This is a genomic window from Mesorhizobium sp. WSM1386 (assembly GCF_055901595.1).
Map to the genome: position 1 here is coordinate 898,331 of NZ_CM148373.1, position 12,308 is coordinate 910,638.

General features: G+C 64.9%; 13 protein-coding genes. 6 read left to right on the forward strand and 7 right to left on the reverse strand.

What is annotated here, in order from left to right; translation table 11 throughout:
* Complete coding sequence (locus tag AC0NIH_RS04285) at positions 1–1,332, forward strand: dihydrolipoamide acetyltransferase family protein (protein ID WP_473460704.1); 1,332 nt, start codon at positions 1–3, stop codon at positions 1,330–1,332.
* A gap of 253 nt (positions 1,333–1,585) precedes the next feature.
* On the forward strand, positions 1,586–2,977 hold the full coding sequence (gene lpdA / locus AC0NIH_RS04290; RefSeq protein ID WP_473460706.1) for a dihydrolipoyl dehydrogenase: 1,392 nt from the start codon (positions 1,586–1,588) through the stop codon (positions 2,975–2,977).
* 157 nt (positions 2,978–3,134) lie between these two features.
* Here the strand turns inward: lpdA and AC0NIH_RS04295 are convergent, their stop codons facing one another.
* Complete coding sequence (locus AC0NIH_RS04295; protein WP_473460708.1) at positions 3,135–4,238, reverse strand: saccharopine dehydrogenase family protein; 1,104 nt, start codon at positions 4,236–4,238, stop codon at positions 3,135–3,137.
* Positions 4,239–4,361: 123 nt separating this feature from the next.
* Here AC0NIH_RS04295 and AC0NIH_RS04300 point away from each other — a divergent pair, with 123 nt between their 5' ends.
* Positions 4,362–4,790, forward strand: coding sequence for an Lrp/AsnC family transcriptional regulator (locus tag AC0NIH_RS04300; protein WP_023769017.1), 429 nt, complete (start codon positions 4,362–4,364; stop codon positions 4,788–4,790).
* Positions 4,791–4,997: 207 nt separating this feature from the next.
* Here AC0NIH_RS04300 and AC0NIH_RS04305 read toward each other — a convergent pair whose 3' ends face one another.
* The 4 genes from AC0NIH_RS04305 to AC0NIH_RS04320 all read right to left on the reverse strand — a co-directional run bounded on the left by AC0NIH_RS04305 (position 4,998) and on the right by AC0NIH_RS04320 (position 8,308).
* Complete coding sequence (locus AC0NIH_RS04305) at positions 4,998–6,368, reverse strand: HAMP domain-containing sensor histidine kinase (RefSeq protein ID WP_473460710.1); 1,371 nt, start codon at positions 6,366–6,368, stop codon at positions 4,998–5,000.
* A complete protein-coding gene (locus AC0NIH_RS04310; protein WP_473460712.1) occupies positions 6,365–7,048 on the reverse strand; it encodes a winged helix-turn-helix domain-containing protein in 684 nt (227 codons plus the stop codon). Before AC0NIH_RS04310 ends, AC0NIH_RS04305 begins: the two co-directional genes overlap by 4 nt.
* A gap of 179 nt (positions 7,049–7,227) precedes the next feature.
* Positions 7,228–8,022, reverse strand: coding sequence for a COG4705 family protein (locus AC0NIH_RS04315; protein ID WP_473460714.1), 795 nt, complete (start codon positions 8,020–8,022; stop codon positions 7,228–7,230).
* A 28-nt stretch (positions 8,023–8,050) separates the two neighbouring features.
* On the reverse strand, positions 8,051–8,308 hold the full coding sequence (locus AC0NIH_RS04320; protein WP_473460716.1) for a hypothetical protein: 258 nt from the start codon (positions 8,306–8,308) through the stop codon (positions 8,051–8,053).
* 278 nt (positions 8,309–8,586) lie between these two features.
* On the opposite strand from AC0NIH_RS04320, the gene AC0NIH_RS04325 reads away from it, so the two are divergent.
* A complete protein-coding gene (locus AC0NIH_RS04325) occupies positions 8,587–9,222 on the forward strand; it encodes a methyltransferase family protein (protein ID WP_473460718.1) in 636 nt (211 codons plus the stop codon).
* A gap of 88 nt (positions 9,223–9,310) precedes the next feature.
* Here AC0NIH_RS04325 and AC0NIH_RS04330 read toward each other — a convergent pair whose 3' ends face one another.
* Positions 9,311–9,796, reverse strand: coding sequence for a hypothetical protein (locus AC0NIH_RS04330; protein ID WP_023769022.1), 486 nt, complete (start codon positions 9,794–9,796; stop codon positions 9,311–9,313).
* A 216-nt stretch (positions 9,797–10,012) separates the two neighbouring features.
* Here AC0NIH_RS04330 and AC0NIH_RS04335 point away from each other — a divergent pair, with 216 nt between their 5' ends.
* Together AC0NIH_RS04335 and AC0NIH_RS04340 are read left to right on the forward strand one after the other, a co-directional pair.
* Positions 10,013–10,378, forward strand: coding sequence for a RidA family protein (locus AC0NIH_RS04335; RefSeq protein ID WP_031250770.1), 366 nt, complete (start codon positions 10,013–10,015; stop codon positions 10,376–10,378).
* A 28-nt stretch (positions 10,379–10,406) separates the two neighbouring features.
* Positions 10,407–11,639, forward strand: a complete 1,233-nt coding sequence (locus AC0NIH_RS04340) for an amidohydrolase/deacetylase family metallohydrolase (protein WP_473460721.1) — start codon at positions 10,407–10,409, stop codon at positions 11,637–11,639.
* 68 nt (positions 11,640–11,707) lie between these two features.
* Here the strand turns inward: AC0NIH_RS04340 and AC0NIH_RS04345 are convergent, their stop codons facing one another.
* A complete protein-coding gene (locus tag AC0NIH_RS04345; RefSeq protein WP_318013308.1) occupies positions 11,708–12,259 on the reverse strand; it encodes a CatB-related O-acetyltransferase in 552 nt (183 codons plus the stop codon).
* Between the last annotated feature and the right edge of the window lie 49 nt (positions 12,260–12,308).

The following is a 12,308-nucleotide window of genomic DNA, read 5'->3' on the forward strand; positions in this document are numbered from 1 at the left end:
ATGGGCGAACACATCATCAAGCTGCCCGATGTCGGCGAGGGCGTCGCCGAGGCCGAACTTGTCGAATGGCACGTCAAGGTCGGTGACATCGTGCGCGAGGACACCGTGCTCGCCGCCGTCATGACCGACAAGGCGACGGTCGAGATTCCGTCGCCCGTCGATGGCGAGATCGTCTGGCTGGGCGCCGAGATCGGCGACACGGTGGCGATCGGTTCGCCGATCGTGCGGCTGCAAGTGGCAGGCGAGGGGAACGTAAAGCCGCAGGGCGGTGCCAACGCCGAGGCGGTGACCCCCGAGCCTCCGGCGAAGCTTCCGACGCCGAAGCCCGAAAGCGCCGCGCCGACCGCGAAAGCTCAGCCGAAGGCCAGTGTGCTGGAGGCGAAACCCGCCGCGGCCGCTTCGAAAAGTTCGGCAAAGATATCCGTCTCCGGCGCGCCGCGTCCAGAGGGTGAAAAGCCGTTGGCATCGCCAGCTGTTCGCCTGCGGGCCAAAGAGGCCGGCATCGATCTCAGGCAGGTCGCGGGAACAGGCCCGGCGGGCCGCATCGGCCATGAGGATATCGAGGCGTTCCTGGCACGTGGGCCGCAGGTCGCCAAGGCATCGGGCCTCTCCCGCAACGACGCGGTCGAGGACATCAAGGTGGTGGGCTTGCGGCGCAAGATCGCCGAGAAGATGTCGCTGTCCAAGTCGCGCATCCCGCACATCACCTATGTCGAGGAGATCGACGTCACCGCGCTGGAGGAATTGCGCGCCGCGCTCAACAAGGAGAAGCGCTCCGGCAAGGGGGGTGCGGAGAGGCCCAAGCTGACGCTGCTGCCATTCCTGATGCGGGCGATGGTCAAGGCGATATCGGAGCAGCCCCAGCTCAATTCGCTGTTCGACGACGAGGCCGGCATCATCCACCAGCATGGCGGCATCCATATCGGCATCGCCGCGCAGACGCCGTCGGGGCTTGTGGTGCCGGTGGTCAAGCATGCCGAGGCGCGCGACATTTGGGATTGCGGCGCCGAGGTTGTCAGGCTGGCCGAAGCGGCCAAGTCGGGTACTGCGAGCCGCGACGAGCTGTCCGGCTCGACCATAACCATCACCTCATTGGGCGCCATGGGCGGCGTCGTGACGACGCCGGTCATCAACCATCCCGAAGTGGCGATCATCGGCGTCAACAAGATGATGGTGCGGCCGGTGTGGGACGGCACCCAGTTCATCCCGCGCAAGATGATGAACCTGTCGTCGAGCTTCGATCATCGGGTGATCGACGGCTGGGACGCGGCGGTGTTCATCCAGCGGATCAAGGCGCTGCTGGAAACCCCAGCGCTGATCTTCGTGGATTGAGGGGGATGTTGATCGCGAAGCACGAAGCGTCGGGATCCAGGCTCCCCCTTCTCCCCTTGTGGGAGAAGGTGGCGCCGAAGGCGACGGATGAGGGGTGTTCCAGGGAACGCAGACGTCTCATTCCGCTGAAACACCAACGCCTCACTCCGCTGGAGCACCCCAAATCCGTCTCGGCGCTAAAGCGCCGATCCACCTTCTCCCACAAGGGGAGAAGGGAAGGCGCGCCGTGGCGTTCGCCGAAAGGACAGCCAAGATGAAAGAAATCTCCTGCAAGCTGCTTGTCATCGGCGCCGGTCCGGGCGGTTATGTCTGCGCTATCCGCGCCGGGCAGCTCGGCGTCGATACGGTGATCGTCGAGGTGGGCAAGCCGGGCGGCACCTGTCTCAATGTCGGCTGCATTCCGTCGAAGGCGCTGATCCATGCGGCGGAAGAGTTCGAGAAGGTCGCGCACATGGCCGGCGGTAAGAGCCCGCTCGGCATTTCGGTCGCCGCGCCTACGCTTGACCTCGGCAAAACCGTCGCCTGGAAGGACGGCATCGTCAGCCGGCTCAACAGCGGCGTTGCCGGCCTGCTCAAGAAGGCCGGCGTGAAGACCGTGCATGGCTGGGCGACATTCCGTGACGGCAAGACCGTCGCGGTCGAGACCGAGACCGGCGTACAGGTGATCCGCGCCGAGGCGATCGTCATCGCGACGGGCTCGGCGCCTGTCGAATTGCCGTTCCTGCCGTTCGGCGGGCCGGTGATTTCATCGACCGATGCGCTGGCTTTGAGCGAGGTGCCGAAGAAGCTCGCGGTGGTCGGCGGCGGTTATATCGGGTTGGAACTCGGCATGGCCTTTGCCAAGATGGGCACGGCGGTGACCGTGGTCGAGGCCTTGCCGCGCGTGCTGGCGCAGTATGATGCCGAACTCACCCGGCCTGTCGTGAAACGGCTCGCCCAGCTCGGCGTCGAAGTGATGCTGGGCGCCAAGGCCAAGGGCGTCAAAGGCGATGCGGTGCTGGTGGAGACCGCGGACGGCAAGAGCGCCAAAATTGCCGCCGACAAGATCCTGGTCACGGTCGGCCGCAAGCCGGTGACCGAAGGCTGGGGGCTCGACCAGATCGACCTCGACATGGCCGGGAAATTCATCCGCATCGACGACCAGTGCCGCAGCTCGATGCGCGGCATCTTCGCCATTGGCGACGTCACCGGCGAGCCGATGCTGGCGCACCGGGCGATGGCGCAAGGCGAAATGGTCGCCGAGATCGTCGCCGGCCACAAGCGCAGCTGGGACAAGCGCTCAATCCCCGCCGTCTGCTTCACCGATCCGGAGCTGGTGACGGCGGGCCTGTCACCGGAAGAGGCGAAGGCGCTCGGCGGCGAGATCAAGATCGGCCTGTTCCCGTTCGCCGCCAATGGGCGGGCGATGACGAAGATGGGCGAGGATGGGTTCGTTCGCGTCGTCGCGCGCGCCGACAATCATCTGGTGCTCGGCATTCAGGCGGTCGGGCAAGGCGTGTCGGAACTGTCGGCGGCTTTTGGGCTGGCGCTGGAGATGGGTGCGCGGCTGGAGGACATCGCCGGGACGATCCATGCCCATCCGACGCAGGGTGAGGGATTCCAGGAGGCGGCGCTCAAGGCGCTAGGGCACGCGCTGCATATTTGAGGGTTCTTCACCCTCCCCCTTGTGGGGAGGGTCGATCCACGAAGCGGAGCGGGGTGGGGGTACTCACCTTCCGCCAGCGCTCCCCCACCCCGTCTCGCAATCTCCGCTTCGCTCCGACTGCGAGCCGACCCTCCCCACAAGGGGGAGGGTGAAAGGCTCAGCTCGCTAGCCGGCTCACCATCTCGTGCTGGGCGTAGGCGCGGCCGAAGCGGTTGGCTAGAAATGCGTCCAACGCGATCTCTTCCTGCTTGACGAAGCCGGTTGCCGGCAGGCTGCCGTCGGCCAGCATGTCGAGCACGGCGCAGATGCCGGACGCGGTGGTGATCTGGATGGCGCTGCGCACCACGCTGCCGATCCGCTTCGAATAGATCTTGTTGGCGTAGGTTTCCTGCAGCAGGCGGCCGTTCTTGCGGCCGGAAACGGTGACGAAGACGATGACCACGTCCTGCAGCGTCGCCGGCAGGGCGCTCTCGAAAATGTCCTTGAGCACCTCGCGGCGATGGCGCAGGCCAAGATCGTTGAGCAGCGCCTTCATGATCGCGGCGTGGCCGGGGTAGCGGATCGTGCGGTAGTTCAGCGTCCGCACCTTGCCCTTCAGCGTCTCGGCCAAAGTGCCGAGCCCGCCCGAGGTGTTGAACGCCTCGTAGGTGACGCCGTCGAGCGAGAACTCCTCGCGCTCCTCCAGCGGCGGCACTTCGACCAGCTCGCCCTCGACGATCGCCTCGCACGGCTCGCAATATTCGTTGATGACGCCGTCGGTGCTCCAGGTCAGATTGTAGTTCAGAGCGTTGGACGGGTATTGCGGCAGCGCGCCGACGCGCATGCGCACGCTTTCCAGCGTGTCGAAGCGGCTGGCGAGATCGTTGGCGACGATCGAGATGAAGCCCGGCGCGAGGCCGCATTGGGGAATGAAGGCGCTCTTGCCCGAGCGCGCCAGCTCCTTGACGCGGCGGGTCGAGACCACGTCCTCGGTCAGGTCGAGATAGTGCACGCCGGCGCTGGCCGCCGCTTCGGCGATGCGCGTGGTGAGATGGAAGGGTGCCGCGCTCAGCACCGCGAACTTGCCGGCGAGCGCTGCTTCGAGCGTGCCTGTCGCGGCGATGTCGAGTTCGAGCGTCTCGACGCCATCGGACACTTCGGCCGCGGCGAGCTGCGCCGCCGAGCGGTCGACGAGGGTGACGTGGTAGTCGCCCGTTGCGGCAAGCATCTCGGCAATGGTCGAGCCGATCTTGCCGGCGCCGACGACGATGATTTTCTTCATGACTGATCCCTCGAACCAAAGCTGATTGTGGGAATAGAATCGCAGCTTGCCTGTCGAAAGGAAGCGTGGAATCTGGCAGAGTGAAACCTATCTTTAGCTGAATTGCCGAAGGGATTCGTCGAAATGCTCAGTGAAGCCGAACAAGCCCTGCTTTCCCTGCTGCGTGCCAACGCACGCGCCTCGACCGCCGAACTGGCGCGCCAGCTCGGCGTATCGCGCACCACTGTGCAGAGCCGGATCGAGCGGCTGGAGCAGCGCGGCATCATCGCCGGCTACGGCGTCAAGCTCTCCGCCGACTATGAGCAGGGGCTGGTCAAGGCGCATGTGCTGCTCACCGTGACGCCGAAGCTCGCCGACAAGGTGGTGCGCGCCCTGCAGGCACTGCCGCCGGTCAGGACGCTGCATTCCGTCAGCGGCAATTTCGACATGATCGTCATAGTCGACGCGCCGTCGATCCGCGACCTCGACGCGCTGCTCGACCAGATCGGCGCCATGGACGGCGTCGAGCGGACCTCGTCGTCGATCATCCTGTCGACAAGGATAGAGCGGTGAGGGCGATACAGCCAATCTCCCCCCTTGCGGGGGAGATGGCCGGCAGGCCAGAGGGGGGTGTGAAGGAACGCCGGCCTCGCCCGGTTTGTTGTAGGCGTGAGCCTACCGATTGGTCGCCAGACATCGACAGGTTGGCGGGACAGCACCCCCCTCTGCCTTGCCAGGCATCTCCCCCGCAAGGGGGGAGATCGGCTGCGACTTCGCCGGCTAATCCATTGCGATGGGAAAGCTCACCACCACCGCCAGCCCAGGCCGACAATCCTCCAGTGCTATCGATGCCCCATGCAGGTCGGCGATTGCCCTGACCAGGCTGAGACCGAGGCCGCTGCCTGGCGTCGAGCGGCTGTGGTCCAAACGGTAGAGCCGCTGGAACACTTTTTCACGCTCCTCGGTCGGAATGCCTGGTCCATTGTCGGCGACGCTGCCGACGAAATGTCCGCCCTGGCGCGCCACCGACAGCTTGATCGTCGTGCCCGGCGGGCAATGGCGCAGCGCGTTTTCGACCAGGTTGGCGAACATCTGCGTCAGCAGCTCGCGATCGCCATGGATGCGGTCCGCCACCTCCCGCGGCTGCACCAATGACAGTGACTTGCCGTCATCGTCGGCGACGTCGGCATAGATCTCGGCGATGGTTTCCAGGATTTCGCCGAGATCGACATCGGTGAAGCGCGCCTTGCGCGCGCCAGCCTCGATCTGGGCGATCCGCAACAGCGCGTCGAAGGTCTCGTTGATCTGATGGCCCTCGGTGCGCGCGTCCGCCAGATCGCCGGAAACGTCCTGGTCCTGCCCGGCTTTGTCGGCCGCGCTCTCCAGGATCATCTGCAGCCGGTTGAGCGGCGTCTTCAAATCGTGCGCGATGTTGGCGCTGACCTGCTTCATGCCTTCGACGAGGCCCGACAGCCGGTCGAGCGCGGCATTGACCTGGATGGAGACGAGATCGATGTCGTCGCCCTTGCCGGTCAGCGGAATGCGGGTGTCCAGCCGGCCATGCGAGACATCGACCATGGTGGCGGCAATGCCATCGAGACGGCGTTGGACGCGCGAGGCGAGCAGGGCGCCGCCAGCCACCGCCAGGCCGGTGATGATCAGAGTGGCCCAGCCGAAGCTCATCAGCATGATCGTCTCCAACTCCTCCGTCTCGGAAAGGCTGAAGGCGACCGTCAGGGTGTTGCCGCCGACCGCGCCGGAAAAGGCGCGATATCCGGTGTCCGGCGGCACGCCGGGCAATACGGCGTCGAAGGCCGAGAACCCGTCGGGAAGTCCCGCCGCGGTGAAGTTGCCGGCCAGGCGGTCGCCGGCCGCGTCGGTAAGCGAAAACAGCTGTTCCTTCTTCAGGCTGCGCGCCGAGTGGCTTTGGACGGTCTCCACCAGTTCCTTGAGATCCTTGTCGGCATAGGTCGCGGCGATGACCGAGTAGGTCTCCCGGATGGTGTCGTCGAGCTGCTCGGCGAGATCGGCGCTCATCATCTGGTAGACGATGGCGCCCGACAGCACGAAGGCAAGCATGAACAGGAAGGCGAATGTCAGCGCGAGCCGGAACGGCGTGCTGCGCAGCAGGCGGACCCATGTCGCGGTCATGGCGAAGGCGATGCGTGCAGGCTGTAGCCGGTGTTGCGGACTGTGTGGATGAGCGGGGTCTCGAACGGCTTGTCGATCTTGGCGCGCAACCGGCTGATATGGGTCTCGACGACGCTGGTCCTGGGGTCGAAATGAAAATCCCAGACGCGCTCCAGAAGCATGGTGCGGGTGATGACGCGGCCCTCGCCGCGCATCAGCACCTCCAGCAGGCTGAACTCGCGCGGCTGCAGGTCGATCGGCTGGCCCTGCCTGACGACGCGCCGCATGATCAGGTCCATCTCGAGGTCGGCGACCCGCAGAACCGTCTTCTGTTCCTGAGCCGCCGGACGGCGTCCGAGCGCGTTGATGCGGGCGAGCAGCTCGGAAAAGGCGAAGGGCTTGACCAGATAGTCGTCGCCGCCGGCCTCCAGACCTTCGACGCGGTCGTCGATGCCGCCGATCGAGGTCAGGAAGATCGCCGGCGTGCGTACCCCCGCCGCCCGGATCGCCTTGACCAGGGACAAGCCGTCGAGACCGGGGATCATCCGGTCGGCCACGATCACGTCGTAGGTGCCGCTGGTCGCCGCGAACAGCGCGTCGTGGCCGTTGCGCAGCAGGTCGCAGACATGCCCGGCCTCGGTCAGCCCCCTGACGATGTAGTCGGCCGTCCTGTGGTCGTCCTCGACAAGCAGAAGTCGCATCATTGTTCCGGTTGATTGCCGATATTGGCGACAAGCTATCACCGGCTCGGTTCCGTTCCTAGGATGGCACAAACCTTCGTCCCTGGGCGGAGCAAGGGGCGTAGTGACGCGGCACAGACCCGAGGATGACGAAGCGGTGGGGTTTCGACAATTGTCAACGCCAGCGCAACCGCCTGTGCCTAATCCGACTCGAGCAGGATTTCGTCGGCCTCGTCGTCGGTCTTCTTCAGGGTCATGTAGAGGACGAGGGCAATGATGCAGCCAAGGAAGATCAGGCTGGTGAAGGTGGTGCCGAAGCCGAGGCCGCCATATTCGGCCGGCTGCGACAGAAAATCGCCGAAGGAGGCGCCGAGTGGCCGCGTCAGGATGTAGGCGAGCCAGAAGGCCAGGATGGCGTCGAGATGGACGAGGTAATAGGCAAGCGCGATCAGCGCTATGACACCACCGAACATGAGACCCGACGTCAGATAGCCCATCTCGAAGCTCTCGGCGACGAGATCGCCGGCGGCGGTGCCGAGCGAGAAGGTGAACAGGATCGCCAGCCAGTAGAAGATCTCACGGCGGGTGGTGAAGATGGTGTGGATCGACAGTGTTCTTTCGCTGGCGTACCAGACCGCGAAAGTCGCGATGAGCGCGACCGAGAAAGCGATCGTCGTGGTCTGCAGGCGCACGCCGAAATTGTCGACGAGGTTGTCTGATATCAGCGTGCCGACGACGCTGATCAGCACCACCGCCAGCCAGTAGGCCCAGGGAACGTAGCGCTTCTGCGCGAACTGCAGGACAAGGGCAACGATCAGGACGCCGGTCATGATCAGCGAGGTGACGGTCAGCCCGAGCCCGAGATTGACGGCGAGATAGTCGGCAGCCGTTTCGCCCATGGTGACCGCCATCAGCTTGATCAGCCAGAAATCGAGAGTGACGTCCGGAACCCTGTTGTGGGCGGGTGCGGCGGGATGGGTGTGGGGCGCGAGCATGGCCGAAATCCTCGATGGCTGTGGCGGGTTACTTGCCCATGACCTTCATGGCCTGGGCGAAGAAATCGTCGGCGCGCTTGTCGTCATCCGCGTTGCAGCGTTCGATACCCTTGGCCTCCAGCTCCGAGACCTTGTTCTTGTCGGTGGCGCTGAGCTTGGCTGCCGCTTCAGCGGCCCGAAGGGCCTTCAGCGTGTCCTCGCAAGGCGCGGTGGCCGCATAAACGGTGGAAATCGAGGCCGAGACGGCGAGGATGCCCACTGCGACGGCAAGTGCAAATCTTCTCATGAAACCATTCCCCTTTGCTGATACCAGCCCATCTGATGAAGGCGGTCCGGCTGCGGTAATCGAAGCCGGCCCCTAAATGGCGGGCCGGCATCTCGACAATAGGGAAGCGACGTCACGCCGGCCTGTCCGCCGGCATACAATTTCGTAAGAATGGGTGCCGGTCAGCCAAAGGGCCTTTACGAAAGCCGCGTGGTGCGCTGATAGAAAGCCACTGCCTTGTATCCGCCATCAATGGCGTGCCCCAGTGCTCCCGGGCCTGTCGCCCCAGGAAAACACGAATGAGCTACGCTTCCCTCAAGCCGGTCACGGAGGCCTTCGCCCAGCGCAAGCGGCTGATCTTCGTGCGGGCGGCGGCGGTGCTCGCGGTGCTGCTTCTGTTCCTCACCAAGCCGGCGCTGAGCGAAGGCTCGAACGGCCACGAAACGCTTGAATTTCTCGGCTTCTGTCTGGTGCTCGCCTGCGTCGCCGGCCGGCTCTGGAGCATCCTCTATGTCGGCGGCAAGAAGAACGAGGAACTGGTTTCGACCGGACCGTTCTCAATGAGCCAGAACCCGCTCTATTTCTTCTCGACGATCGGCGCGATCGGCATCGGATTGCTCTACGGCTCGCTGGTGGCGGCCGGCGTGCTTGGCGTGGCCAGCTTCCTCATCTTCCGTTTCACGGCGCGCAAGGAGGCCGAATACCTGCTGGGCAAGTTCGGCCCGGCCTATGCCGCCTATATCAAGGCCACTCCCCGGTTCTGGCCAAATCCGCTGCTCTACCGCGACGACGATCAGCTGCAGTTCTCGCCCCGCGCGCTCAAGCGCACATTCTTCGACGGGCTCTATTTCCTCGCCATCTTCCCGGCCATCGAGCTGATCGAGTATTTCAGGCACACCGGCCTGCTGTTTCCGGCTTTCATCACGCTCTACTGATCATGGTGACGCGACCTGTCTCCAGGGCGGCTTCAGAGCGGACGCAATTCCGGACGGAAAACCGCTTCACAGTTTTCCTGGAATTGCTTCAGCCGCCCAGCGGATAGGGCATGTAGCCGACGAAGCCCGCGATCTTCCAACTGCCTGCGACCTTCCTGCAGAAATACAGCGTCTGCCATTTCAGCCGGTCGACACTGCCATCCGCCTTGGCGACGGTGCCGTCGAACTTCTTGTGCAGCACGGCGCGGTCGCCGTCGACATCGATGTCGCGCAAATTGGTGACGCGAAACAGCGCCTCGCGCAGCGGCTCGGCGAATTCCGTGGCCGCCGTCTCCCTGGCCTGGCGCAGCCACTCGTCGCGATAGATTTCCAGCCTGGGGAATTGCAGCCGCCAGGCGTCGGCGTTGGGCAGGAAATGCGCGTGCATGCCGAAAAAGCTTTCGGCGAGGAAATCATGTTCGACCATCGGCCAGTCCTGGCCGATGAAGGCGTCGATGTCGCGCCGCACCAGCATCTCCCACAGCGCGTGGCGGTCGGCATCGCCTGGTGGAAACGGGTTCTTGTCGAAGGTCATTGTGGTTTCTCCAGTCGGGAAGGCACGGATCCTTGGCGGTTTCGGGAGCCGCCCGGCGCACGCACGATGCAGGCGCTTCTGTAATAAAGCAACGTGGACTTCGAAGAATGTTGCTTTCCAACAAGGCCTCTATCCGGATCGTCCCGATCGGGGTAAATCTCGGCCAAGGCGACCGCGCCAAAGGCGCGGTGTCGCGTTATCACAGGAGGTCACCCCTTGCCCAAGCAGACTTTTGGAACGTCCCATGTGCCGCTGTCGCCCGCCGTGCGGGCCGGCGACTTCGTCTATGTCTCGGGCCAGGTTCCGGTCGGCAGCGACGGCATCGTGGTCAAGGGCGGCATAACGGAACAGACCGAGCAGGTGCTTGCCAACGTCAAGGCCGCGCTCGCGCTGGCCGGCTGCACCATGGACGATGTGGTGAAGACCACGGTCTGGCTCGAGGACGCGCGCGACTTCGGCGCCTTCAACGCCGTCTACGGCAGGCACTTCCCCAAGGACCCGCCGGCCCGCACCACGGTCGAGTCGCGGCTGATGATCGACATCAAGATCGAAGTCGAGGCCGTCGCTTACCGGCCGGTCTGACAAAGACAACGAAGCGGAGGTTCCCCCAATGCAATTCGACCTCCTGCTGAAGGGCGGACGGCTGATCGATCCGGCGGCTGGCCTCGATGCGCCACGCGACGTCGCCATCGCCAATGGCCGCGTCGCGGCGGTCGATGCCGACATTCCGGCCGATCGGGCCACGCGGGTGGTCGATGCGACGGGCTGCATCGTTGCGCCAGGCCTGATCGACCTGCACAGCCACGTCTATTGGGGCGGCACCTCGCTCGGCGTCGATGCCGACCGGCTGGCGGCCAAGAGCGGGACCACCACCTTCATCGATGCGGGCAGTGCCGGCGCCGGCAATTTCCTCGGCTTCCGCCGCCACGTCATGGAGCGTTCGAAGGTGCGCATCCTGGCCTATGTCAACATTTCCTTTGCCGGCATTTTCGGCTTCTCGCAGACGGTGTCGGTCGGCGAATGCGGCGATCTCAGGCTCTGCGAGCCGCGCGAGGTGGTTGCCGCCGCGCGCGAGCACGCCGATGTCGTGGTCGGCGTCAAAGTCCGCTCCGGCAAGCATGCCGGCGGCACCAGCGGCATCGCCCCGGTCGATCTCGCGCTGGAGGCCGCCGACAAAGCAGGCCTGCCGCTGATGGCGCATATAGACGAGCCGCCGCCCGGCCGCTCCGAAGTGCTGCCGCGCCTGCGCCGGGGCGACATCCTCACCCATTGCTTCCGCCCGTTTCCCAACGCGCCGGTCTTCGCCTCCGGCGCGGTGCGGCCCGACATGCGGCTGGCGCGCGAGCGCGGCGTCATCTTCGATCTCGGCCACGGCATGGGATCGTTCGATTTCGACGTCGCCCGGGCGATGCTCGCCGAGGGGCTGGCGCCCGACGTGATCTCGAGCGACGTGCATCTCTACTGTGTCGACGGTCCGGCCTTCGACATACTGGTCTGCATGTCGAAGCTGATGGCGCTCGGCATGCCGCTGGTCGAAGCCCTGCGCGCGGCGACGCAAGGCCCGGCGCGGGCGATCGCACGGCCGGACCTCGGCACGCTGGCTGTCGGCACGGTCGGCGACGTCGCCGTGCTCCGGCAGCGCCCGGGCCGCTTCACCTTCGTCGACGCGATCGGCGCCTCGCTTGTCGCCGACCAGCGGCTGGTGTCGGAAGGCATCGTCATCGGCGGCACATGGTGGCCGAACGAGACGCCCGACCATGACGAGACGGAGCGTTTCGAGGCGCATCCCGCGCATACGCATGTCGAGGTGGCGGCCCGGCATTTCGGGCATCGGCACGATTGATCCGCCCGCGAAGGCCACGTTGCGTGCAGCGGCTGATTGACCGCCGATACCATTACGCCGGGTCGTAATTACGCGATGCCCGGCGCATTCAAGAAACGCTCGACACCCATCGCCGTCAACAGCTCGACGCGTTCGCGGATCAGATCGTCACTCCAGTTCCACCACTGCAAGGATAGCAGGCGCTCGATGATCTCAGGCGCGAAACGATATCGGAATACACGAGCCGGATTGCCGACCGCGATGGCATAGGGCGCAATGTCCCTGGTGACGATGCTGCCCGCGCCGATCACCGCGCCATTGCCGATCGTCACGCCGGCAAGAATAATGCTGCGGGCACCGATCCAAACGTCGTGACCGACCGTGATTGGCCCCTTGCCGGTTGTGCCGGGCGCATTGTGGATCTTCCCGTCCACAAACTGGATCGGATAGGTGGTCGCGGTGTCGAGACGGTGGCCGGCCGCGCAGATGAAGAGAACGCCTGGGCCGACTGAACAGAACGAGCCTATTCGCACCGGCACGTTGCGATGCGGGACGAAGAACGATTCCTTCGTGAGACCGTAGGTGTGGCGACCGATCTCGACACCTGGAAGGGGTGGCAACGGATCCTTCTTCAGGCCCAACCTTATGCGTAGCCCTCTTAACCACCCCATCCGCGTTCCTCCCCCGAGT